The following is a 22,995-nucleotide window of genomic DNA, read 5'->3' on the forward strand; positions in this document are numbered from 1 at the left end:
TCGCGCTCGCATCAACGACGCGGTACCCGCACGCTCGAGAAGTCGAGGGCTGGGTACCGCGCCGTTCGCGGATACGACTGCTACTTGACCTGCGCGGAGATGATGCTCATCACCGCGGTGTCCGCGAGCGTGGTCGTATCGCCGACTTCGCGCCCCTCGGCGACATCGCGGAGCAGACGTCGCATGATCTTGCCGGAGCGGGTCTTCGGCAGCTCGCCGACGATGTACACGTCGCGCGGACGCGCGATGGCACCGATCTGCTCGCCCACCCAGAGGCGCAGCAGCTGGGCGAGGCCCGCAGGGTCGTGCTCCGAGAGGTAGCTCTCCTTGATGATGACGAAGGCGACCACGGCCTGTCCGGTCGTCTCATCCGAGGCGCCGACCACGGCCGCCTCCGCGGTCGCTTCGTGTGCGACGAGCGAGGATTCGATCTCGGCGGTCGACAGGCGGTGCCCCGAGACGTTCATGACGTCGTCGACGCGGCCCAGCAGCCAGAGGTCGCCGTCTTCATCGAGCCGTGCGCCGTCGCCGGCGAAGTAGTAGCCCTGTTCTTCGAACTTCTCCCAGTAGGTCTCGCGGTACCGCTCGGGGTCGCCCCAGATGCCGCGCAGCATGCTCGGCCACGGCTCGGTGATCACCAGGAGTCCGCCGTTGTCGTTGCCGACCTCCACGCCCTGTTCGTCGACGACGTCGATCGAGATGCCGGGAAGGGGCACCTGTGCGGAGCCGGGCTTGGTGGCGATGACACCGGGGAGGGCCGAGACCATGATCGCTCCGGTCTCGGTCTGCCACCAGGTGTCGACGATGGGCGTCTTGCCCGCGCCGATGACCTCGCGGTACCACATCCACGCCTCGGGGTTGATGGGCTCGCCCACCGAGCCGAGAAGGCGCAGCGACGACAGGTCGAACTTCGCGGGGATGCTGCGCCCGGTCTTCATGAACGAGCGGATCGCGGTCGGCGCGGTGTAGAAGATCGAGACCTTGTATTTCTCGATGATCTCCCACCAGCGGCCAGGATGCGGCGTGTCCGGCGTCCCTTCGTACAGCACCTGGGTCGCCCCGTTCGCGAGGGGGCCGTAGGCGACGTAGCTGTGCCCCGTGATCCAGCCGACGTCTGCCGTGCACCAGAACACGTCGGTCTCCGGGTGCAGGTCGAAGACGTACTTGTGCGAGTAGGCCACCTGGGTCAGGTACCCGCCGGAGGTGTGCAGGATGCCCTTCGGCTTCCCGGTGGTGCCGGAGGTGTAGAGGATGAAGAGCGGGTTCTCGGCGGGGAAGGACTCCGCGGTGTGGTCGGCTGATGCCGCAGGTACGGCGTCGTGCCACCAGATGTCGCGTCCTTCGGTCCAGTCGACCTCGTTCTCGCCGCGCCTCACGACCAGCACGTGCTCGACCGTCTGCTGTTCGCCGTCGCCGCGGTCGGAGAGCGCCTGGTCGACCGCGGGCTTGAGTGCGGACACGCGTCCCTTGCGGTATCCGCCGTCCGCCGTGATGACGAGCTTGGCGCCGGCGTCATCGATGCGCGAGCGCAGACTGTCGGCGCTGAATCCGCCGAAGACGACGGAGTGGATGGCGCCGAGGCGCGCGACCGCGAGCATCGAGGCGATCGCCTCGGGGATCATGGGCAGGTAGATCGCTACGCGGTCGCCCTGGCCGATGCCGAGGTCTTCGAGCACGTTCGCGACGCGCTTGACCTCGTCGGTGAGCTCGGCATAGGTGATGCGGCGGGAGTCGCCCGGCTCACCCTCCCAGTGCAAGGCGACGCGGTCGCCGTTTCCCGCCTCGACGTGTCGGTCGAGGCAGTTGTAGGCGACGTTCAGCTCGCCGTCGTCGAACCACTTCGCGAACGGAGGGTTGGTCCAATCGAGGACCTGGGTGAACGGCTTGTGCCAGTGCACCAGTTCTCGGGCCTGTTCGCCCCAGAAGGCCTCGCGATCGGCCGCGGCACGTTCGTACAGCTCGGGCGACGAGATGGTCTGGGCGACGAATTCCTCCGACGGCGGGAACTTCCGGGTCTCGTCGAGAAGGTGGTCGATCTGGCTGCTCATCGGCAGGCGCTCCTTTGCGGCATACGGGTGTTGCGAGCGAGGTCGTGGGGGTGGGACGACCAGGTCACGGTGAATCTATCCCCGCGGCCCCTCATCGCATACTGCCGAAAGTCGGTATACCTGCCGGTTTTGTCAGGACGGTCGCCTTGCGTACACTCGACGACAGCCGAATTCTCATTCCGGCCTTGGCGTGCCCCGATTCCCCCAATCGTGGACCGTCGTGGGCGGCATCTCATTCCCCCCGTGAGATGCCGCCCATTCCTTTGGGAGCGCTCCCTGGCATCGCCGACTGCGGACACGTTCAAGTCCTGCACAGCGAGCCGATGGGGTGTCTTCTGCACAGCCTCTGGCCCAGCCGGAAGCTGACGGATCCTCGCCGTGGGGGTGCCGCCTACCGTCGGGTCATGCCTGATTCCTTCGTCATCCAACCCAGAGGATCGCGGCCCGCCGGTGCGGCGGCAGATGCCGCGCCAGAGCCCCTGCGGATGGATCCCGCATTCGGTCCCCTCCTCGCGCACATCGACGAGGCCGTGACCGATGTGTTCGTGAACGGCGCGGACGGATTGTTCCTCGATCGTGGCCACGGGGCCGAACCGGCGGTCGGCTGGCGGGCCTCGGAGCGAGAGGTCCGCGACCTCGCGGTCGCGCTCGTCGGACTCGGCGGTCGTCACCTCGACGACCAGGCGCCCTGCGTCGACGTCCGCCTCGATTCCGGCATCCGGGTGCATGCCGTGCTCGCGCCCGTCTCGACCACCGGCACCGCCCTCTCCATCCGCATCCCCCGGGTGCGTGCGGCCGATCTCGAAGCGCTCGCCGCCCTCGGCTCCTTCGATGCACGTCAGCAGAGCTGGCTCCTCGGTCTGGTCGCCGAACGGGCGAACATCCTCATCACGGGAGGCACGGGAACAGGCAAGACCACTCTGCTATCGGCGCTGCTTTCCGAGGTTTCGCCCACCGAACGCATCGTCACGATCGAAGACGTCGCAGAGCTGCGACCACGTCATCCCCATCACGTCGCGCTCGAGGCGAGGCAGGCGAATCTGGAGGGTGCCGGCGGTATCACTCTCGCCCGATTGGTGCGCGAGTCCCTGCGGATGCGACCCGATCGGCTCGTGGTGGGCGAGTGTCGCGGTGAGGAAGTGCGCGAACTGCTCACCGCTCTCAACACGGGACACGACGGGGGAGCGGGCACATTGCATGCGAGCGGGCTTCGCGATGTTCCCGCCCGGCTCGAGGCACTCGGCGCGCTCGCCGGGATGGATGCGGTCGCGCTCGCCCGACAGGCGGTCAGCGCGTTCACGGTGGTGCTGCACCTCGACCGTGCTCCCGGAGGGGTCCGTCGCATCCGTCAGGCGGGGCGGCTCGTGATCGTGGGCGACCGACTGGATATCGAAGAGGTGCAGCCGTGGTGATCCGGCGGCGTCGCGCGCCGGAGCGAGCGAACACGGGCTCGGCCGATGCCGCGACCTCTGTGCAGACGTTGGCCGTGCTGCTGCAGGCGGGTGCCGTGCCGCTCGTCGCCTGGCGGCATCTGGCCGACACCGGTGATCCGCACGCGATCGCCGTGATCGAGCGAGTCGATCGGGGCGTCCCGCTGCTCGCGGCCATCGAGGCTGAAGAGGGCGCATGGGTCGACCTCGCAGCCGCGTGGGAGATCGCGACGACGGTGGGTGCGCCGCTTGCAGAAGTCCTCCGAATGATCGCCGAGGCCTTGCGAGATGCAGCATCCGCTGCCGACGACGTGCGCATCGCGCTCGCCGAACCCGCGGGGACGGCGCGACTGCTGCTCTGGATGCCTTTCGCCGGCCTGCTCCTCGGTTTCGCCCTCGGATTCGACACCATCGGCGTCATCTTCGGGAACCCGCTCGGCGGTGCCTGCGTGATCTCCGGCCTGCTCCTCGTGCTGGCGGCGCGATTTTGGACGGGACGGCTGCTCCGACGGGCGCGACCAGCGCCTGGAACCCCCGGAATGCGTGCGGAGCTGGTCGCCATCGCGCTCGCCGGTGGTGCATCCATCGACCGTGCGCTGCAGCTCGTCTCCGACAGCTCCGCCTCTGGCGGGAGCGATGAGCGCGTGCGCGCCGTACTCGATCTGTCTCGCGCGGCCGGTGTGCCCGCAGCGGAACTGCTCCGTGCGTCAGCCGCCCAGGACCGACACGCAGCCAGAGTGCAGGGGCGGCTTCGTGCCGCGAAGCTCTCGACGCGTCTGTTGTTCCCGCTCGGCGTCTGCACCCTGCCCGCGTTCCTCCTGCTCGGCGTCGCGCCCCTGCTGCTGAGCGTCCTCGCCTCGACCCCGCTGTCGCTGTGACCGCCTCGATCCACCCGATGTCACCCGATGCCGAGGCATCCCAGAGAAAGATCCCAGAGAAAGAAGGAAAACCATGACCGACATCCCCCGGCTGGACCGGCATCGCGCTGCGACTCTGTTCGGCGATGACACCGGCGCCGCCACCGCCGAGTACGCGATCACGACCATGGCGGCAGTGGCCTTCGCCGGGCTCCTGGTGGTGATCATGCGGTCGGACGAGGTCCGCGGGATCCTCACCGATCTCGTGCGGCGGGCGTTGACGGTGTCGTGATGCGCAGCGCGAAGGGGGCGAGGGCTCTGCGTGAGCCGGGAGAGGTCTCCCGGGCGTCGTGCCGCACGGGAGACCGAGGCTCCGTCTCAGCGGAGCTGGCCCTCGCCCTCCCCGCTGTCGTGCTGGCACTTCTGCTCGGTGCGGGTGCGCTCGGAGCAGCATCACGCCACGTGGCTCTGCAGGATGCGTCCGCCGACGCGGCGCGTGTGCTCGGACGTGGTGAAGGACACGCCGCCGCGGCGAGCGTCGTTCATGCCGCAGTCTCGGGCGCGAAGGCGTCGTCATCACTCACGGACGACCTCGCGTGTGTCACGGCGTCACTCGAAGTCTCCGTCGGGCCGCTGATCCGGATTCCCTTGCGGGCGTCGAGCTGCGCGCTCGCCGGGGGTCTCTGATGGCCGGGTCAGCACTCGCCGCCGGCGTCTTGGCCGTCGCGGCCGCGCTGTCCCTGGGCCTCGCCGCAGTGGGCGGTGCGTCGGTGACGGCGCAACGTGCTGCGGGTGCAGCAGACGCCGCGGCGCTCGCCGCAGCCGATGCCGCGAGCGGCGCGGTTCCCACCGGCGAGAGGCCGTGTGATCTCGCCGCACGGGTCGCGGCGGCCGCGGGTGCCGCACTCACCGAGTGCTCCCTCGACGGCTTCGTGGCGACCGTCGAGGTGCAGGCGGCGTACGCTGGACTCGCAGCCGTCTCCCGAGCCCGTGCCGGGCCTCCCGAGGGACAATGACGGCCCGTGCTACCTCGCTCACTGTGAACAACCCCACACAGTGGTGTGTATGGTGTGCTTCGAAGAAAGGACGCACCCTTGGCTGAAGGCAAGAAGCTCGTCATCGTCGAGTCCCCGACGAAGATGCGGTCTATTCAGGGATACCTCGGCGACGGTTACGAGGTGCTCAGCTCCGTCGGCCATATCCGTGATCTCGCCGACAAGAAGGACATCCCGGCCGAGGACAAGCAGGCTTACGGGAAGTACTCGATCGACATCGACAACGGTTTCGACCCGTACTACGTCGTCTCCGATCGCAAGACCAAGACGGTCGCCGAACTCAAGCGTGCTCTGAAGACCGCCGACGAGCTCCTGCTCGCCACTGATGAGGACCGCGAGGGCGAGGCGATCGCCTGGCACCTGCTCGAGACTCTCAAGCCCAAGGTGCCCGTGAAGCGCATGGTCTTCCACGAGATCACGAAGGACGCGATCCAGGCCGCCGTCGGCAACACCCGGGAGCTCGACCACGATCTCGTCGACGCGCAGGAGACCCGCCGCATCCTCGACCGTCTGTACGGCTGGGACGTCTCGCCCGTGCTCTGGTACAAGGTCAAGACCGGCATCTCGGCAGGACGCGTGCAGTCCGCCGCGACCCGGCTCATCGTCGACCGTGAGCGTGAGCGCATGGCGTTCGTGTCCGCGGAGTACTGGGACGTCGACGCCGCCGCTGCGGCGACCGGAACCTCGTTCAAGATCCGTCTCGTCCGCGTCGACGGCGGACAGCTCGCTCGCGGCACCGACTTCGACGACAACGGCAAGCTCAAGAAGGCCGTCGTCATCCTCGACGAGGCCAGGGCCGCAGCACTGGCCAAGGCCGTCGATGCAGTCGGAGCCGGCAAGGTCACCAAGGTCGAGGCCAAGCCGGGAACCCGCAGCCCCTACGCGCCCTTCACGACCTCCACCATGCAGCAGGAGGCCGGTCGCAAGCTCTCGATGGGAGCCAAGCAGGCGATGGGCGTCGCCCAGCGCCTGTACGAGAAGGGCTACATCACTTATATGCGCACCGACTCCACGTCGCTGAGCACCCAGGCGGTGCAGGCGGCGCGGAGCCAGGCGGTCGCGCTCTACGGCGATGCCGCGGTGCCGCTCAAGCCTCGCGTGTACAAGTCCAAGAGCAAGAACGCCCAGGAGGCGCACGAGGCCATCCGCCCCTCCGGCGAGACCTTCCGCACGCCCGCGTCGCTGTCTTCCGAGCTGGATCGCGATGAGCAGCGTCTCTACGACCTGATCTGGAAGCGCACGGTCGCGAGCCAGATGGCCGACGCGAAGTACGAGACCACCACGGTCACGATCGCCGTCGCTGCCGATGGCCAGAACGCCGAGTTCACCGCATCCGGCACCGTGTACACCTTCAAGGGGTTCCTGGAGGCCTACGAGGAGGGCCGCGATGAGAAGCGCGGCGACGCGGATGCTGCCGAGAACCAGTCGCTGCCGGCCGTCGCCGTCGGCGATGAGCTCGCAGTCTCCGACGCCGAGGCGAAGGGGCACCGCACCAACCCGAAGCCGCGCTACACCGAGGCTTCGCTCGTGAAGGTTCTTGAAGAGAAGGGCATCGGCCGTCCCTCGACGTTCGCCTCGATCCCCGAGACGATCCTCGATCGTGGCTACGCGGTCAAGCGGGGCCAGGCACTCGTGCCGACATGGCTCGCGTTCAGTGTCGTCCGGCTGCTCGAAGAGCATTTCGCCGAGCTCGTCGACTACGACTTCACCGCGGCGCTCGAAGACGACCTCGACACGATCGCACGAGGTGAGCAGAACCGCGTCGAGTGGCTCAAATCGTTCTACTTCGGCTCCGACTCCCACGTCGGTCTCCGTCAGGTCGTCGACAACCTGGGCGAGATCGACGCCCGTGCGCTGAACTCCACGCGTATCACCGACACGGCCACGCTCCGTTTCGGCAAGTACGGCCCGTACCTCGAGGTCACCGACCCCGAGAACCCCGACCCCGAGGCCAAGCCGCGCATCGTCAACGTGCCGGAAGACCTGGCCCCCGATGAGCTGACCGCTGAGAAGGCCCAGGAACTGATCGACGCTCCGGTCGCCGGCGACCGCGTTCTCGGCGAGAACCCCGAGAACGGCAAGATCGTCGTCGTCAAGGACGGCCGATTCGGACCGTACGTGCAGGAGAACGACCCGGTGTCGGAAGACGCCGCGGTCGACGAGGCGACGGGTGAGGTCGTCGACAAGCCCAAGCCGAAGCGTGGGGCGAAGAAGGAGACCGCGCCCAAGCCGCGCACCGCGTCCCTCTTCCGTTCGATGTCGGTCGACGAGATCGACCTCGACACGGCGCTGCAGCTGCTGAGCCTCCCGCGCGTCGTGGGCGTCGACCCGGAGTCCGGCGACGAGATCACGGCGCAGAACGGCCGGTTCGGGCCCTACCTGAAGAAGGGCGCCGACTCGCGATCCCTCGAGTCCGAGTCGCAGATCTTCGATGTCACCCTCGAACAGGCTCTGGAGATCTACGCACAGCCGAAGTACGGTGCGGGCCGCAAGGCCTCCAGCGCGCTCGCCGAGTTCGAAGCCGACCCGGTCAGCGGGAAGCCCATCCGGATCCGCGACGGCCGCTTCGGCGCATACGTCACCGACGGCGAGACGAACGTGACGATCCCGCGCGGTCAGACCGTCGAAGACATCACTTTCGAGATCGCGGTGCAGATGCTCGCCGACAAGCGTGCAAAGGGCCCGGCCCCCAAGCGCGGTGCTGCGGCCAAGAAAGCCCCGGCCAAGAAGGCGCCGGCCAAGAAGCCCGCCGCCAAGAAGCCTGCGGCCAAGACGGCGACCGCGAAGAAGGCCCCGGCGAAGAAGGCCACGGCTGCGACGTCGGCGGCACGGTCCGCGGCAGCGAAGAAGGCTGCGGCCACCCGCGCCGCGAATGCTGCGGCGAAGGCGGCAGAGAAGACGGACTCGTGACCTCAGGTCACGGGGTGTGGATCACGCTCGAAGGCGGCGACGGCTCCGGCAAGACCACACAGTCGAATCTGCTCGCGGAATGGCTCGAAGACGCCGGGCGCACCGTGGTGCGCACTCGCGAACCCGGCGGCTCGGAGGTCGGGCAGCTGATCCGCGACATCGTGCTGCACCATCGCGGCGACATCGCACCTCGCGCGGAAGCCCTGCTGTATGCGGCGGACCGTGCGCACCACGTCGCGACTGTCGTTCGACCGGCGCTCGATCGCGGTGACATCGTTCTCCAGGACCGCTACCTCGATTCGTCCGTGGCTTATCAGGGTGCAGGTCGGGTGCTCGACGCGACCGAGATCCGCGACCTTTCGCTCTGGGCGGCCGAAGGTGCGCTGCCTGATCTGACGGTACTGCTCGATCTCGATCCGGGCACGGCGCGTACCCGTCTCGACTCGGCTGACAAGCCCTTCGACCGGCTGGAGGCTGAGAAGTCGGAGTTCCACGGCCGTGTCCGTGACGCCTACCTCGCTCTGGCGGAGGCCGAGCCCGCCAGGTTCCTCGTGCTCGATGCCGCAGCATCTCCGCAGGAGATCGCCGAGCTGATCCGCACCCGGGTCGACGCGCTGCTCGCCTGACCGACGTTCCCGGGATCGTGCTCGAGGTCTGTCGGCGACGTGCGCACCGGTCCGTGCGGGGGTGTCTGCAGTCCCGATTAGGCTGAGTGCATGCCCCAGATCGCTCCCGCCCCGTTCCCGTGGGCGGACGTGTGGGGGCAGGACGCTGCCGTCGACACGCTCCGTGCCGCGGCATCCGATCCTTCCGCGCTCTCGCATGCGTGGCTGATCACCGGCCCGCCAGGATCGGGTCGCTCGACGCTCGCCTACGCCTTCGCGGCCGCTCTGGTGGCCGACAGGCCCGACGACGAGGCCGCCATGCGTCAGGTACTCGCCGGCACCCACCCCGACGTTATGGCGTTGCGCACCGAGAAGGTGATCATCACGATCGCCGAGGCCCGCGGTCTCGTCGAACGCTCCTACTTCGCACCATCCGCCGGCCGCTACCGGGTCATCGTGATCGAAGACGCCGATCGTATGGTCGAGCGCACCTCCAACGTGCTCCTCAAGGCGCTCGAAGAGCCGCCGGAGCAGACGGTGTGGATCCTGTGCGCGCCCAGCGAGGCCGATCTTCTGCCGACGATCCGTTCCCGCGTGCGCTCTCTGCGACTGCGTGAGCCCGATGTCGCCGATGTGGCACGGCTCATCACCATGCGCACGGGCGTCGACGAGGGTGTCGCTGAGCAGGCCGCCAGGCACGCACAGCGTCACATCGGCATGGCCCAGCGGCTCGCCACCGACGACGCGGCTCGGCGTCGGCGAGACGAGACCCTGCGCTCGGTTCTCGGGGTCCGTGGCGTCGGAGACGCGGTCGATGTCGCAGGGCGCATCATCCAGGCAGCGACGGAGGATGCGAAGGCGCTCACGGCCGAGCGCGACGCGCAGGAGCGGGCATCGCTGCTGCGCACGATCGGCATCGCCGAGGGGCAGGCTGTTCCACCGGCACTGCGCACGCAGCTGTCCGTGCTCGAAGATGACCAGAAGAAGCGGGCGACGCGCAGCCTTCGCGACGGCATCGACCGTGTGCTCACCGACTTGCAATCGCTGTTCCGAGACGTCGTGATGCTGCAGTTCGGCCAGGGCGATGACCTGATCAACAGCGAATTGCGCCCCGAGCTGGCCGACCTCGCATCCGCCTGGCCCGAGACCCGTACTCTTGTCGTACTTGACCACCTTGCCGAGACGCGGCAGTCACTGGAGCGCAACGTCGCCCCTCTGCTCGCACTGGAGAGCTTGCTCGTGACGATCACGAGCGGGAGGAAACCGTGAACAATCGACCGACTTCCCGCTTCCGTCGCGCCGCCGCAGTGGTTGCGGGCCTGGCCGCTGCATCCGTCGCCCTCTCGGGCTGTCTGTATGCGATGATCCCCGAGCAGTCGTCGAAGCCGGCGACGACCAGCGCCCCCGACACCGAGGGTGTTGCCGAAGACCTACTGCCCTTCTACTCGCAGGAGCTGGAGTGGACGGAGTGCGGTGTCGGCTTCGACTGCACCGATGTCACTGCGCCTCTCGACTGGGAAGATCCGAGCAAGGGCGAGATCACGCTCTCCGTGGTTCGGCACCGCGCCGAGGGCACCCCCGTCGGCTCGCTGCTGACGAACCCGGGTGGCCCGGGAGCCAGCGGCGTCGACCTGATCCTCAACAGCCTCGACTTCGCGGTCGGCGCCGACCTCATCGAGAACTTCGACGTGATCGGCTTCGACCCGCGCGGAGTCGGTGCGTCGACCGCAGTGACCTGCTACGACGCCCCTGAGATGGACGACTACCTCTACGGCATCCCGTCGGCCGCCCGCGGCACGGCGGAGTGGGAATCGGAGCTGCTCGACTCGCACAAGTCCTTCGCCGAGGCGTGCGACGCGAACAGCGACGGCATCCTGCCGTACATCACCACGATCAACGCCGCCCGCGACATGGATCTGATCCGCGCGGTGCTGGGTGACAAGGAGCTGAATTACCTCGGCTACTCGTACGGCACGTTCCTCGGGGCGACGTACGCGAAGCTGTACCCCGAGAAGGCCGGTCGACTGGTCCTCGACGGTGCCATCGATCCCGCCGTTCCCGGACTCGAGGTGGGCGCGACTCAGGCGCTCGGGTTCGAATCGGCGCTGCGCGCCTATATGCAGGACTGCCTCGATTCCGGGGAGTGCCCGTTCAACGGCACGGTCGATGAAGCAATGGCCGACCTGGGTGCGCTGCTCGCGAGCGTCGACAGCACGCCGTTGAAGAGCGGTGACGGGCGCATGCTGGGTGCGGATTCACTGATGACGGCCATCATCGCCGCGCTCTACTCGCAGGACAGCTGGGGCTATCTCACCCAGGCGCTCGATGAGGCGCTCCAGGGCGACCCCACCTCGGCGTTCTTCCTCGCCGACTTCTACAACGGCCGTGAGAACGGGGCTTACACCGACAACTCCGCCGAGGCCTTCCGCGCGTACAACTGCATGGACTACCCGGTGGAGAACGACCCGGCCGCCGAGGCCGCGACGAATGCGAAGATCGCCGCGGGAGCCCCGACCATCGCGCCGTACTGGACCGGCCCCGACTCCTGCTCGGTCTGGCCATACCCGCCGACGGGCACCCGCGGCGAGATCAAGGCCGAGGGCGCCGGGCCCATCCTGGTGATCGGCACCACGAACGACCCGGCGACGCCTTATGAGTGGTCGGAATCGCTGGCGAAGCAGCTCGAGGAGGGTGTCCTCATCACTCGTGTCGGCGAAGGACACACGGGCTACAACAAGGGCAACGCCTGCGTCGATGACGCCGTCGAAGCGTTCCTGCTCGATGACGTGGTGCCCGAAGACGGCCTCCGCTGCGAGTGAGGCGGGCTCGATTCGCGAGCGAGCACGAGACAGGGTAATATCGGTGATCGTGCCGCTCACGCGTCGCACGCCGCCTTAGCTCAGTCGGCAGAGCATCTCACTCGTAATGAGAAGGTCGTCAGTTCGATTCTGACAGGCGGCTCCGAAGGCCCCGTGATGTGAAGAACATCACGGGGCCTTTCCCGTTCCCCGCGGCGTACGCTCGGAGTATGAGCAGAGCACTTCTCATCGTCGATGTGCAGAACGACTTCACCGAGGGTGGCGCGCTCGCCGTCGCGGGCGGTGACGCGGTCGCCACCGCCATCACCACTTTCCTCGCTGCGAACTCCGCCGACTACGAGGTGATCATCGCCTCGCGTGACTGGCATGATGCGGACGGCGACAACGGAGGGCACTTCGCCGAGACACCGGACTTCGTCGATTCCTGGCCGGTGCACTGCGTCGCGGGAACCGAAGGGGCCGCATACGATCCGCTCCTGGTGACTGCTGCCGTGACGCATCACGTCCGCAAGGGGCAGGGAAGACCCGCCTATTCGATGTTCGAGGGCGAGACGGAGGCAGGAGAGACCGTGGGCGCGATCCTGACCGCTGCGGGCGTGCTCAGTGCCGATGTCGTGGGGCTCGCCACAGACCACTGTGTCCGTGCCTCTGCACTCGACGCCATCGCGCACGGAGTCCACGTCCGCATCTTGACCGACCTCGTGGCAGGCGTCGCGAAGGATCCGAGTGAGGCGGCGCTGGCGGAGCTCGTCCATGCGGGAGCGGAGCTTGCCGAGAGCGCAGGCGCATGAGTCGCAGCGTGCTGCTGCTGCGGGCCGTGAACGTCAGCGGGCGCAACAGCGTGCCCATGGCTCGGCTCCGCGAGGTGCTGGCGGCCGAGACTGTTGTGGCCGGCGTTTCCACGTATATCGCCAGCGGCAACATCATCTGCGAGACGCCGAAGCATCCGGAAGTCGCGTGCGCCGGTGTTCGTGCCGCGATCCACGAGGAGTTCGGCGTCGACACCCCCGTCATCCATCGGACCCATGCGCAGCTGGTCTCGTCCGAGTCCGCACAGCCGTTTCCCGAAGGGGATGTGAAGTTCGTGCACGCGATGTTCCTGGCAGGAACACCGTCGGCCGGCGCGCTGGAGGCGCTGGAGCAGCGACTCCTCCCGGACGAGCGTCTCGCCCTCATCGGGAATGATCTGTGGATCGATTACGGCAGCGGCGGCGTGCACTCGACCAAGCTCACCAAGGCCGTGCTGGACCGTGCGCTGGGTGTCGCGGGCACTGCTCGCAACCTCCGCACGACCCGCAAACTCATCGAACTCACGAAGTGACTCCTCCCGACTCGGCGCTCAGTGCCCGAGGCGGCATGTTCGGGTGCGGCTGCAGATCGACACGACGGGTGCTGCAGCCGGAGCACTGCACATAGAGCACGATGCCCTCGCTCGTCGGATGCCGCGACTCCACGAGCCAAGCGTGCTCGTGCGTCTTCGTGGCGGAGTGGACGCGGGGGATCGGAAGCGTGTTCGACGATGTCATGTGTCCAGCGTGATGTAATGGTCTTATGCATCTCAACCCTTACGGTGAATATGCGGTGTTGCTCGCCGCATCACTGGCCAACGATTGGCCGGGAGATCGCGCCGGGATCGAGGAACGCACCCTCGAGCTCGGCATGACGCAGACCTTCCCGCCGGCCGCTGACGACCACGAGAAGGTCAGGGCCGTCATCGACGACTGGCTCCTGATCGTCGATGAAGCCGATCCCGACGCGAGGGCGCAGCTTCTGAACGCGCAGCTCGCCGGCGCGGCCGCCTACCCGCGCCTGACCAACCACGACGGCGAAGGCTGGCACCTGCACTATCGCGACGACGTCCCGTCGCTGCCCTATGTGCTCAGGGCGATCATCAGCCTCGGCACGTCATTGCATCTCGTCACGCGGGGGATGAGCAGGCTCGGACGCTGCCAGGCCGCGCCGTGCACGAACGTCGTGGCAGATGTGACCCGCAACGGTCGCCAGCGCTTCTGCTCCGTGCGCTGCGCCAATCGCGCGGCTGTCCGTCGGCACCGGGCGCGTGCCTGAGCATCGATCTCAGGCGGTCTGACCGGCGTGCTTCCCCTCGCCGATCTCCTCGACGAGTTTCGCGTTGAACGCGGGCAGATCCTCTGGTGTGCGGCTGGACACGAGGCCGTCATCGACGACGACCTCTTCATCCACCCAGGTCGCGCCTGCATTGCGCAGGTCGGTGGTCAGGCTCGGATAGCTGGTGAGCGTGCGTCCGTCGACGACATCGGCCTCGATGAGGATCCAGGCACCGTGGCAGATCACACCGACGGGCTTGTGCTGCTCGAAGAAGGCGCGAGCGAGGTCGATGGATGCCTTGTCGAGGCGCAGATGATCCGCGTTGACGACGCCTCCCGGAAGCACCAGCGCGTCGAACTGGTCAGCGGTCGTGTCGGAGGCCAGTAGATCGACGGCCTGTTCGTGGCCGTTCTTACCGGTGATGGCCGCGCCGGCCGGGGCGATCATGGTGGCGCTCGCGCCCTGGGCGGTCACGGCATCCCAGGGGCTGGTGAGCTCGCTGTCCTCGAATCCGTCCGTCGCCAGGAATGCCACTCGGTTTCCGGTGAGAGCCATCGTTCGTCCTTTCGTGGAGAGTCGCCCGCTGTGCGGGGGGTGACTCGACACTCTCCCGAGCCGTGCCGGGTGTGAAGGGGGTGGCCGATGCGAGGAGCCGGTGGTACAGGGATGAGCCGGTGGGACAGCAGAGAAGACCCGAAACCTGGCGCCGAACGCCAGCTGGTGGGTCCGCTGAACTCCTGCCATGGCTGACGAGATGCTGCCTATGCGGTGGGCCCCGTGGGGCTCGAACCCACGACCCGCGGATTAAAAGTCCGATGCTCTGCCAACTGAGCTAGAGGCCCCTCATCAAAGTCTAGTGCGCACGACGAGGGGCCGTCGGCGACACAGCACCGCCGACGGCCCCAATCCTTCCCGGAGTTCCTCCCCCTGCCTCCGTGAAGGGCGCGTGCCGGGTCCTCCACCCGGCAGTCCCGGCTTAGGATGCCGGGGGCATCAGGACCGAGTCGATCAGGTACACGGTCGCGTTCGCGGTCTGGACTCCACCGCAGATGACGCTGACGCCGTTGACCTTCAGGTCGTCGCCGCTGCCGGTGACCTCGAGGTCGGCACCCTGCACGGTCGTGTGCATGCCGTCGATGTCAGCGGGCTCGATCTGGCCGGGGACCACGTGGTACGTCAGGATCGAGCTCAGCGTGGCGCTGTCGGTCTTGAGCGCCTCGATGGTCGCGGGGTCGATCTTCGCGAAGGCGTCATCCACCGGTGCGAAGACGGTGAACTCGCTGCCGTTGAGCGTGTCGACCAGGTCGACGTCGGGGTTGAGCTTTCCGCTCACTGCCGCGACCAGCGTGGTCAGCAGCGGGTTGTTCGATGCGGCGACCGCCACCGGGTCCTGGGACATGCCCTGGACGGATCCTGCGCCGTCCGGCACGGCGTCGGCGTATGCCGCGCAGCCGGGGCCGACGAGGTTGGCCGCCGGGTCCATCTCCGTGGGCGTCGACTCCGACGTCTCCGGAGCCTTGGGCTCGGTCGACTCGTCCGCGGTGGTGCTGCCCATGGAACAGGCGGAGAGCAGGAATGCGCTCGCCAGGCCGAGGGTGATTGCCGCGGTGACCTTCTTCTTGGTGCTGAACATGTCGAGCTCCTTCAGAACTGAGCCACGGCCTCTCCGTGGCGTCGACATCTGTTCGGAGCACTCCCGGGATCGGATGGAGGGAATCTGAGAAATCTTCGAAACGATCCGATCGCACCACCGGAGTAGACCGGTCTCGAGGTCTATTCCTTCACATTCGGGTGACGTCTGCATGTGATCGGGGAGGAGATGCGGCATGCTGGTGGAGATGGTCATCGATGGGTTTGACGTTCCAGAGGACGGGGCGACGCAGGATGCTGTCGCCGACCTCCTCGTCCGCGTCGCCTCCGGTGACCAGGCTGCCTTCGCGGCTCTCTACGACACGCTCTCCTCCCGCGTTTTCGGTCTCATCCTCCGGGTGCTGGTCAACCGCGCCCAGAGCGAAGAGGTGCTCCAGGAGGTCTTTCTCGAGATCTGGCAATCCGCTTCGCGCTTCGCTCCGAACAGAGGTCAGGGACGAGCGTGGATCATGACGATCGCTCATCGCCGGGCCATCGATCGGGTGCGAGCATCGCAGTCGAGCGCTGACCGAGACGTGAGAGCAGGCTTCAAGGACATCGGCGTCGCGCACGACAGTGTCGCGGAGCAGGTCGAGTTGGGGATCGAGGGAGGGAAGGTCGTGCAAGCGCTCTCGGGGCTTCCCGAGGCGCAGCGCGAAGCACTCGTCCTCGCGTACTACGGCGGTTACAGTCAGAACGAGATCGCGGCCCTCGTGGGAGCGCCGCTGGGGACTATCAAGACACGGATGCGAGACGGGCTCACCCGTCTGCGCACGGCGATGGGGGTGACGGCATGAACGAAAAGGAGTTCGCGGAGCTCGCGGCAGGTGCCGCGCTGAACTCGCTCTCCGCAGAAGACGAGCGCCGCTATCGTGCGGCCCTCGCCGCGCATCCGCAGTGGCTGACCGTGACCGAGACGGATGCCGCTGCGGCAGCGCTGCTCGCCGATCCGATCGAGCCCGTGGTCGCTCCGGCGCACATCCGTTCCGCCCTGCTCGCGCAGATCGCCGGCACGCCGCAGGATGGCAGCGAGGGCACCGATGGCATCGCCGGGGCAGAGGCTTCTTCGGTCGACGAGAGCCCGGCCGTTTCGAGCCACTCCGAACCCGAATCCACTCCGAAGCCGAAGCAGCGCCGTTGGGCGCGTACCGTCTTCGCCCTCGCGGCATGCCTGGCCGTGCTGGTCGGCGTCGGAGTCGGTGCCGTCGCCCTGAACCAACAGCTGAATCGTCCCGCGAGCGTGGTCGCTCTGCAGGAGATCGAAGCAGCGGGAGACGCCGCACAGGCAACTGTCGCCCTCGACGGCGGAACCGCGACGGCGCACTGGTCTCCTTCGACAGGCAAGGTCGTACTGGTCGCCGACGGCATCCCGAGCCCGGGTGAGGGCGAGACCTACGAACTCTGGTTCGTGCGGGGAGACACCCCGGTCTCTGCCGGCGTCTTCGACGTCGATGGGGGAGACGCGACCGCGCTGCTCGCCGGCGAAATGCAGGCCGGTGACGCGATCGCGGTGACCGTCGAGCAGGACGGCGGCTCCCCGACGGGACAGCCCACCTCCGATCCGGTCATCGTCATCCCCACGGCGTGAGCATCACGGATCGCGCGTAGCCTGGTGTGATGCCCGAGCAGTACCACCGACCTGTGCGCCGTCCGACGAGTGCCTTCGACAACATCGTGGGATCGCATGATCCTGCCGAGGAGACACGCATCGCGCATGCCACGGCATCCGCGCTGCTCGCTCGCGTCCGCGCCGACGAGAGTGGGGCGAGTGCCGAGCGGCTCGTGGCCTTCACCTCCGAACACGGGATCGACGAGATCGCCGAGCTGTGGTCGAAAGCGCCTTCGCGTACGCTGCCCGGTGCGCTCTGGCGCCTCTACGTGCTGCAGCTCGCGATCCATGGTGATCCGCACACGGCCGCGCTCTTGTACGACCGGGGGCGCGTCGAGTTGAGGTCGGCGGATGCGGTCATCGCCGGGGCACCTGTGCCCGCGAGCCCGGACGAACTCGTCGCGCTCATCGACACGATCCTGCGCGGCGCTTTCCGCGGTGACTTCGCCGTGGCGCTCGACCGGGCCGCCGCATTCTGCCGCGTGCAGGCTTCGGGGGCGACTCACACCGCTGACGACTACGAGCTGACCGAACCCGCACGAGCCAGCGAGCTGACGACGAGGGCGTTGCGACTGAGCAGCTACGGGCAGGACCTCGCGGCCGCTGCCGTGCTCTGGCGGACGGACGCCCTGTCCTGAGCCTGAGGGAGCTTTGCGGCGTCGCCTGGGTATGAGAAGCGCCCAGGTATGAGAAGACCGGGCCGCAAAAACGCCTCACGGCGGAAGGCCGCTCAAAGCGGCAAAAAATGGAGCCCGGGGTTATGCGGCCCGGCCGTTCAATTGTAACGCGATGCGGCCGTGGGTATTCCCGCCCTCTAGGCTCGGATCATGACCCGGCGCTTTGCCCTGATGATCGATCCTGTCGCTGCCGACGAGCAGCGCACCGACTACGGCGACACCTTCACGCAGGTGGATGCGGCGGCCCCGGCGCTCAGTGTCGGCGAGTTGAGCACGCAGCGCGGCGACGGGGTGTTCGAATCGATCGGCGTGGTCGACGCACACGCGCAGGAGGTCGTCGCGCACCTCGAACGGCTCGCGCACTCGGCTCGGCTCTGCGACCTGCCGGCCCCTAATCTCGTGCAGTGGCGTCAGGCTGTCGATCGGGCGGCAGAGCAGCTCGGTGCGGGCGAGTCCGTGATCAAGCTCATCCTCAGCCGTGGCGTCGAGCACGGGCCCACCCCGACCGCGTGGGTGACGGCGGCACCGGCATCCGACTTCTCGGCAGTGCGCGAGAACGGTGTGCGCGTCGTCACCCTCGACCGGGGGTACGACCTGGGTGCGGCCGAGCGGGCACCGTGGCTGCTGCTGGGGGCGAAGACCCTCTCGTACGCCGTGAACATGGCCGCACTGCGCGAGGCGCACCGCCGTGGGGCGGACGACGCGATCTTCCTCTCGAGCGACGGCTTCGTGCTGGAGGCGCCGACGGCGTCGCTGATCCTCCGCTTCGGCGACCGTTTCGTCACACCGGCACCGAACGGCGGCATCCTGCACGGCACGACGCAGCTCAGCGTGTACGAGCACCTCGCCGCCCAGGGTTTCGAGGTGGGCTACGACCGAATTCCGGCGACGGATCTTGCCCGCGCGGATGCGGCCTGGCTGGTGTCGAGTGTCCGCCTCGCCGCGGCGATCACCGCCCTCGACGGCGTCTCCCTCCCGGTCGACCACACCCTCACGGCCGACCTGAACCGCTACCTGCTCTCACCCCGCGACTGAGGCCTCGACGCCGCCGAAACGCGAAGCGGGCCCGGGAACCGAAGTTCCCGGGCCCGCTTCGCGTGCGCTTCAGATCAACCGAAGCGGCCGGAGACGTAGTCCTCGGTGGCCTGCACGGAGGGCGTGGTGAAGATCGAGGTCGTGTCGTCGTACTCGATGAGCTTGCCGGGCTTGCCGGTGCCGGCGATGTTGAAGAACGCGGTCTTGTCGGACACGCGGCTCGCCTGCTGCATGTTGTGCGTCACGATCACGATGGTGAACTCGTTCTTGAGCTCGCCGATCAACTCCTCGATCGCATAGGTCGAGATGGGGTCGAGGGCGGAGCACGGCTCGTCCATCAGCAGCACCTGGGGCGACACGGCGATGGCGCGGGCGATGCACAGACGCTGCTGCTGGCCGCCGGAGAGACCGGAGCCCGGCTTGTCGAGACGGTCCTTGACCTCGTTCCACAGGTTCGCGCCGGTGAGCGACTTCTCGACGAGGGCGTCCTGATCGCTCTTGGACATGCGGCTGTTGTTGAGCTTCACGCCCGCGAGGACGTTCTCCTTGATCGACATCGTGGGGAACGGGTTCGGGCGCTGGAACACCATGCCCACCTGGCGGCGCACGAGCACGGGGTCGATGCCGGGGCCGTAGAGGTCCTTGCCGTCGAGCAGCACCTCTCCCTCGACGCGGGCGCCGGGGATGACCTCGTGCATGCGGTTGAGCGTGCGCAGGAACGTGGACTTGCCGCAGCCGGAGGGGCCGATGAACGCGGTGACGCTGCGCGGCTGGATGTCGAGGGAGACGCCCTCCACTGCGAGGAAGTCGCTGTAGTAGACGTTCAGGTCGTTGACTTCAATGCTCTTGGACACTGCAGTTCCTTGCTTGTCGGATCGAGGGCTCAGCGGCCGGACTTGGGGGCGAAGATCTTCGCGACGAGCCGCGCGATCAGGTTGAGCAGCATGACGATGATGATGAGTGTCAGGGCGGCGGCCCAGGCCCGTTCCACGTACGCCTCAGCGGGGATGCCCTGGTACGCGTACTGAGAGTAGGTGAACACCGGGAGCGTCTGCATGCGTCCGCTGAACAGGTTGTAGTTCATGGCGTCGGTGAATCCCGCCGTGAGAAGCAGTGGCGCCGTCTCGCCGATCACGCGGGAGATGGCGAGCATCACGCCCGTCGTGATTCCGGCGATCGAGGTGGGAAGGACCACCTTGACGATCGTGAGCCACTTCGGCACCCCGAGCGCGTAAGCCGCTTCGCGCAGCTCGTTGGGCACGAGGCGCAGCATCTCCTCGGTGGAGCGCACGACGACCGGGATCATGAGCACGGCCAGGGCCACGGAGCCTGCGATGCCCATCCGCACACCCGGGCCGAAGATCAGTGCGAACACGGCGTAGGCGAACAGGCCGGCGACGATCGAGGGGATCCCCGTCATCACGTCGACGAGGAAGGTGATGGTGCGGGCCATGCGCCCGCCCTTGCCGTACTCGACCAGGTAGACGGCCGTCATCAGGCCGATCGGGATCGAGATGACCGCTGCGGCGAGGGTGACCAGGAGCGTGCCGATGATGGCGTGCAGTGCGCCGCCGCCTTCGCCGAGCACTCCGCGCATCGATGACGAGAAGAAGAGTCCGTCGAAGCGGGCCAGGCCGTTGGCGACCACAGTGACGGCGACGGAGACCAGCGGCACCATCGCGATCGCGAATGCCGAGGTGACGATTCCGGTGATCAGGCGGTCGAGCGCCTTGCGGGGGCTCTCGATGATGCGTGACATCACGTAGATGAGCACGAGGTAGATGATGGCCCCGAAGACGACGGAGCCGGCGATGTTGAGGTCGGAGCCGCTGGCGAGCGCCGTGATGGCGAAAGGCGTGAATCCGATGAGGAGAGAGAGGCCGAGAAGAGCCCAGGGCGACCAGCGGGGGAGGTGTCCCGAGCTGAGCGAGAGGCTGGAAGGAGCCGCGCTCGCCGTGCGAGCGGATTCAGGGGCGGTAACGGTCATGTCAGTTCGCTCCCGAGAATTCCTTGCGGCGGTTCACGAACCAGCGTGCGAGAGCGTTCACCACGAACGTCACGACGAACAGGATCAGACCGGTCGCGATGAGGATGTTGATGTTGACCTGGTACGCCTCGGGGAACGTCAGCGCGATGTTCGCCGCGATCGTGGAGGGGTTCGTGGAGGTGAGCAGCTCGAACGTGACGGCCTTGCTCACCGACAGCACCATCGCGACGGCCATGGTCTCACCGAGCGCGCGGCCGAGGCCGAGCATGGAGGCGGAGACGATGCCGGAGCGGCCGAAGGGCAGCACGGCCATCCGCACCATCTCCCAGCGGGTGGCACCGAGCGCGAGGGCGGCCTCTTCGTGGAGGCGAGGGGTCTGCAGGAAGATCTCGCGGCAGATGGCGGTGATGATCGGGACGACCATGACCGCGAGCACCATGGCGGCGGTGAGGATCGTGCGCCCGGTCGGCGAGACGACACCGCCGAAGAAGGGGATCCAGCCGGCGTTCGTGTTCAGCCAGACGTAGATGGGCTGAACAGCGGGGGCGAGGACCAGGATGCCCCAGAGGCCGAACACGACCGAGGGGACGGCGGCGAGCAGGTCGACGACATACCCGAGGCCCTGGGCGAGGCGCCGCGGTGCGTAGTGCGTGATGAACAGCGCCACGCCGAGCGAGAGCGGCACGGCCAGGAGGAGAGCCAGGAAGGCCGCCCAGACGGTGCCGAAGAGGAGGGGGCCGACGTAGTCCCAGAAGTTCGTCTTGAGGAGCGAGGCATCCTCGGCCGTGGCGGTGAAAGCCGGGACCGACTGCACGATGAGGAAGATCGCGACCGCGGCCAGCGTGATCATGATCATGGATCCGGCGGCGACCGCCGTTCCGGAGAACCAGAGGTCACCGGCGCGCTTCTTCGCGACGATGCGCGTCGACGCCGGCGAGGTCGTGGCTGTCATGGGAGCTGCTTCCTGCTCAGTGGAGATCGGGTGTCTGACGCGAGCAGACGGTCTCCGGGATGCCGCGAGGCATCCCGGAGACCGTCACTGGCTCACTTGATGAGGTCGATCGCAGCCTGGGCCTGCGTGCGCAGGTCGTCCGAGATCGGAGCGCTGCCGGCGTTGGTCGCGGCGACGTCCTGGCCCTCTGCGCTGATCGCGGTGGTGAAGAACGCCTTGGTCAGTGCGGCGACGTTCTCGTCCTCGTACTCGGCGCAGCCGATGAGGTAGCTGACGAGCAGCACGGGGTACGCGCCGTCAGCGGTCGTGGTGCGGTCGATCGCGAAGGCGAGGTCGCCATCGGTGCGGCCTTCCTCGATCTTCGACGCGTCGAGCGTTGCCGCAGCGCCCTCGGCCGAGTGCGGCACGAACTTGTCGCCGACCTTGACGTTGACGGCCGAGAAGTCGGCGGCCTGCGAGGAGTCGATGTAGCCGATGAGGCCCTGTCCGCCCTTGACGGCGTTGGCGACGCCCGAAGTCTTCTCGGCGGACTCGCCGGCGAGGTCGGCAGGCCATTCCTCGACGCTGCCGGCGGTCCACACGTCACCCGCGGTCTGGGCGAGGTAGTCGGTGAAGTTGCCCGTGGTGCCCGACTTGTCGGAGCGGTGCACCGGCGTGATGGCGAGGTCGGGGAGCTTGGCGTCGGGGTTGTCCTTGGCGATCGCCGGGTCGTTCCAGTTGCTGATCTTGCCGGCGAAGATCGACGCGACCGTCTCGGCGTCGAGGTTCAGCTCGTCCACGCCGTCGAGCGAGAAGACGATGGCGATGGGCGAGACGTAGGCCGGGATCTCGATGAGGTCGGAGCCGTCGACGCACGCGCCGAAGCCGCCGGCTGCGATCTCGTCGGTCTTGAACGCGCGGTCGGAGCCGGCGAAGTTGACTGCGCCCTGCTGGAACGACTCGCGGCCGCCGCCCGAGCCCTGCGGGTCGTACTCGACCTGGGCGTCGGGGTTGGTCTTCTGGAACTCGGCGGTCCAGGCCTGGATGGCGACCTGCTGCGAGGAGGCGCCCGCGCCGACCAGGGAGCCGCTGACGGCCGTGGAGCTGGAGGCGGGCTCGTCGGTGGAACCGGTGCCGGCTTCGTTCGCGGCACAGCCGGCGAGGGCGAGAGCGGCGACGGCGCCGATGGCGCCGATTCGTGCGATTCGGGAGATCTTCACTGTGGATCCTTCGATCTGGAATGGGTGGGGCCCGGTGCAGGGCACACAGTGACGCTATGGGCGACGGTTAACGAGACTCTCCCGAGCAGGTGAACGGCAGGTGAACGACGGGCGAC

Annotated in this window: 24 protein-coding genes and 2 tRNA genes; 17 read left to right on the forward strand and 9 right to left on the reverse strand. The window is 67.7% G+C overall.

What is annotated here, in order from left to right:
- Nucleotides 1-80: 80 nt before the first annotated feature.
- The gene (acs, locus tag ACIQTX_RS07090) at nt 81-2,048 is read right to left on the reverse strand and encodes an acetate--CoA ligase (protein WP_402970596.1); all 1,968 of its coding nucleotides are present in this window, start codon (nt 2,046-2,048) and stop codon (nt 81-83) included.
- 404 nt (nt 2,049-2,452) lie between these two features.
- On the opposite strand from acs, the gene ACIQTX_RS07095 reads away from it, so the two are divergent.
- The 12 genes from ACIQTX_RS07095 (at nt 2,453) to ACIQTX_RS07150 (ending at nt 13,045) form a co-directional block, all read left to right on the forward strand.
- Entirely contained in the window at nt 2,453-3,460 is a 1,008-nt protein-coding gene (locus ACIQTX_RS07095) for a TadA family conjugal transfer-associated ATPase (RefSeq protein ID WP_402970599.1), read from the forward strand.
- The gene (locus tag ACIQTX_RS07100) at nt 3,454-4,356 is read left to right on the forward strand and encodes a type II secretion system F family protein (RefSeq protein ID WP_402970602.1); all 903 of its coding nucleotides are present in this window, start codon (nt 3,454-3,456) and stop codon (nt 4,354-4,356) included. The genes ACIQTX_RS07095 and ACIQTX_RS07100 overlap by 7 nt, the downstream gene beginning before the upstream one ends.
- 73 nt (nt 4,357-4,429) lie before the next feature.
- Nucleotides 4,430-4,627, forward strand: coding sequence for a DUF4244 domain-containing protein (locus ACIQTX_RS07105; protein WP_028503373.1), 198 nt, complete (start codon nt 4,430-4,432; stop codon nt 4,625-4,627).
- Entirely contained in the window at nt 4,627-5,022 is a 396-nt protein-coding gene (locus tag ACIQTX_RS07110) for a TadE family type IV pilus minor pilin (protein ID WP_402970605.1), read from the forward strand. Before ACIQTX_RS07105 ends, ACIQTX_RS07110 begins: the two co-directional genes overlap by 1 nt.
- Complete coding sequence (locus ACIQTX_RS07115; protein WP_028503371.1) at nt 5,022-5,351, forward strand: hypothetical protein; 330 nt, start codon at nt 5,022-5,024, stop codon at nt 5,349-5,351. The genes ACIQTX_RS07110 and ACIQTX_RS07115 overlap by 1 nt, the downstream gene beginning before the upstream one ends.
- Nucleotides 5,352-5,429: 78 nt before the next feature.
- Nucleotides 5,430-8,300 carry a type I DNA topoisomerase gene (gene topA / locus ACIQTX_RS07120; RefSeq protein ID WP_402970609.1) on the forward strand — a complete coding sequence of 957 codons (2,871 nt, stop codon included), beginning with the start codon at nt 5,430-5,432 and terminating at the stop codon, nt 8,298-8,300.
- Nucleotides 8,297-8,926, forward strand: a complete 630-nt coding sequence (tmk, locus tag ACIQTX_RS07125) for a dTMP kinase (RefSeq protein WP_402970612.1) — start codon at nt 8,297-8,299, stop codon at nt 8,924-8,926. The genes topA and tmk overlap by 4 nt, the downstream gene beginning before the upstream one ends.
- Before the next feature lie 90 nt (nt 8,927-9,016).
- Complete coding sequence (locus ACIQTX_RS07130; protein ID WP_402970615.1) at nt 9,017-10,174, forward strand: DNA polymerase III subunit delta'; 1,158 nt, start codon at nt 9,017-9,019, stop codon at nt 10,172-10,174.
- The gene (locus ACIQTX_RS07135) at nt 10,171-11,724 is read left to right on the forward strand and encodes an alpha/beta hydrolase (protein WP_402970617.1); all 1,554 of its coding nucleotides are present in this window, start codon (nt 10,171-10,173) and stop codon (nt 11,722-11,724) included. Before ACIQTX_RS07130 ends, ACIQTX_RS07135 begins: the two co-directional genes overlap by 4 nt.
- 69 nt (nt 11,725-11,793) lie before the next feature.
- A tRNA-Thr gene (locus ACIQTX_RS07140) sits at nt 11,794-11,866 on the forward strand.
- Nucleotides 11,867-11,933: 67 nt separating this feature from the next.
- The gene (locus ACIQTX_RS07145; protein WP_105528037.1) at nt 11,934-12,515 is read left to right on the forward strand and encodes an isochorismatase family protein; all 582 of its coding nucleotides are present in this window, start codon (nt 11,934-11,936) and stop codon (nt 12,513-12,515) included.
- Nucleotides 12,512-13,045, forward strand: a complete 534-nt coding sequence (locus ACIQTX_RS07150) for a DUF1697 domain-containing protein (RefSeq protein WP_402970620.1) — start codon at nt 12,512-12,514, stop codon at nt 13,043-13,045. Before ACIQTX_RS07145 ends, ACIQTX_RS07150 begins: the two co-directional genes overlap by 4 nt.
- Here ACIQTX_RS07150 and ACIQTX_RS07155 read toward each other — a convergent pair.
- Entirely contained in the window at nt 13,035-13,250 is a 216-nt protein-coding gene (locus ACIQTX_RS07155; RefSeq protein WP_402970623.1) for a hypothetical protein, read from the reverse strand. The genes ACIQTX_RS07150 and ACIQTX_RS07155 overlap by 11 nt on opposite strands.
- Before the next feature lie 25 nt (nt 13,251-13,275).
- On the opposite strand from ACIQTX_RS07155, the gene ACIQTX_RS07160 reads away from it, so the two are divergent.
- Complete coding sequence (locus ACIQTX_RS07160) at nt 13,276-13,791, forward strand: CGNR zinc finger domain-containing protein (RefSeq protein ID WP_105528040.1); 516 nt, start codon at nt 13,276-13,278, stop codon at nt 13,789-13,791.
- A 9-nt stretch (nt 13,792-13,800) separates the two neighbouring features.
- Here ACIQTX_RS07160 and ACIQTX_RS07165 read toward each other — a convergent pair whose 3' ends face one another.
- From ACIQTX_RS07165 to ACIQTX_RS07175, 3 genes are all read right to left on the reverse strand, one after another.
- Nucleotides 13,801-14,346 carry a type 1 glutamine amidotransferase domain-containing protein gene (locus ACIQTX_RS07165; protein WP_402970626.1) on the reverse strand — a complete coding sequence of 182 codons (546 nt, stop codon included), beginning with the start codon at nt 14,344-14,346 and terminating at the stop codon, nt 13,801-13,803.
- A gap of 214 nt (nt 14,347-14,560) precedes the next feature.
- Nucleotides 14,561-14,633 (reverse strand) — tRNA-Lys (locus tag ACIQTX_RS07170).
- 134 nt (nt 14,634-14,767) lie between these two features.
- Nucleotides 14,768-15,424 (reverse strand): fasciclin domain-containing protein, encoded by a 657-nt coding sequence (locus ACIQTX_RS07175; RefSeq protein ID WP_028503360.1) that lies wholly within the window; start codon nt 15,422-15,424, stop codon nt 14,768-14,770.
- Between the two features lie 193 nt (nt 15,425-15,617).
- Here ACIQTX_RS07175 and sigK point away from each other — a divergent pair, with 193 nt between their 5' ends.
- From sigK to ACIQTX_RS07195, 4 genes are all read left to right on the forward strand, one after another.
- The gene (gene sigK, locus ACIQTX_RS07180; RefSeq protein ID WP_028503359.1) at nt 15,618-16,217 is read left to right on the forward strand and encodes an ECF RNA polymerase sigma factor SigK; all 600 of its coding nucleotides are present in this window, start codon (nt 15,618-15,620) and stop codon (nt 16,215-16,217) included.
- The gene (locus ACIQTX_RS07185) at nt 16,214-17,008 is read left to right on the forward strand and encodes an anti-sigma factor domain-containing protein (protein WP_402970631.1); all 795 of its coding nucleotides are present in this window, start codon (nt 16,214-16,216) and stop codon (nt 17,006-17,008) included. Before sigK ends, ACIQTX_RS07185 begins: the two co-directional genes overlap by 4 nt.
- A gap of 29 nt (nt 17,009-17,037) precedes the next feature.
- Entirely contained in the window at nt 17,038-17,667 is a 630-nt protein-coding gene (locus ACIQTX_RS07190) for a DNA-directed RNA polymerase subunit beta (RefSeq protein ID WP_105528045.1), read from the forward strand.
- Nucleotides 17,668-17,856: 189 nt separating this feature from the next.
- Nucleotides 17,857-18,741, forward strand: a complete 885-nt coding sequence (locus ACIQTX_RS07195) for an aminodeoxychorismate lyase (RefSeq protein WP_028503356.1) — start codon at nt 17,857-17,859, stop codon at nt 18,739-18,741.
- A 74-nt stretch (nt 18,742-18,815) separates the two neighbouring features.
- Here ACIQTX_RS07195 and pstB read toward each other — a convergent pair whose 3' ends face one another.
- The 4 genes from pstB to pstS all read right to left on the reverse strand — a co-directional run bounded on the left by pstB (nt 18,816) and on the right by pstS (nt 22,879).
- The gene (gene pstB / locus ACIQTX_RS07200) at nt 18,816-19,595 is read right to left on the reverse strand and encodes a phosphate ABC transporter ATP-binding protein PstB (protein WP_028503355.1); all 780 of its coding nucleotides are present in this window, start codon (nt 19,593-19,595) and stop codon (nt 18,816-18,818) included.
- 29 nt (nt 19,596-19,624) lie between these two features.
- Nucleotides 19,625-20,728 carry a phosphate ABC transporter permease PstA gene (gene pstA, locus ACIQTX_RS07205; RefSeq protein WP_105528047.1) on the reverse strand — a complete coding sequence of 368 codons (1,104 nt, stop codon included), beginning with the start codon at nt 20,726-20,728 and terminating at the stop codon, nt 19,625-19,627.
- Between the two features lies 1 nt (nt 20,729).
- Nucleotides 20,730-21,680: a phosphate ABC transporter permease subunit PstC gene (gene pstC, locus ACIQTX_RS07210; RefSeq protein ID WP_028503353.1), complete on the reverse strand. Its 951-nt coding sequence runs from the start codon at nt 21,678-21,680 to the stop codon at nt 20,730-20,732.
- Between the two features lie 92 nt (nt 21,681-21,772).
- A complete protein-coding gene (gene pstS / locus ACIQTX_RS07215) occupies nt 21,773-22,879 on the reverse strand; it encodes a phosphate ABC transporter substrate-binding protein PstS (RefSeq protein WP_402970636.1) in 1,107 nt (368 codons plus the stop codon).
- Between the last annotated feature and the right edge of the window lie 116 nt (nt 22,880-22,995).

The sequence above is a fragment of the Microbacterium sp. NPDC090281 genome (genome assembly GCF_044769635.1).
In the GTDB taxonomy this organism is placed as follows: Bacteria; Actinomycetota; Actinomycetes; order Actinomycetales; family Microbacteriaceae; genus Microbacterium.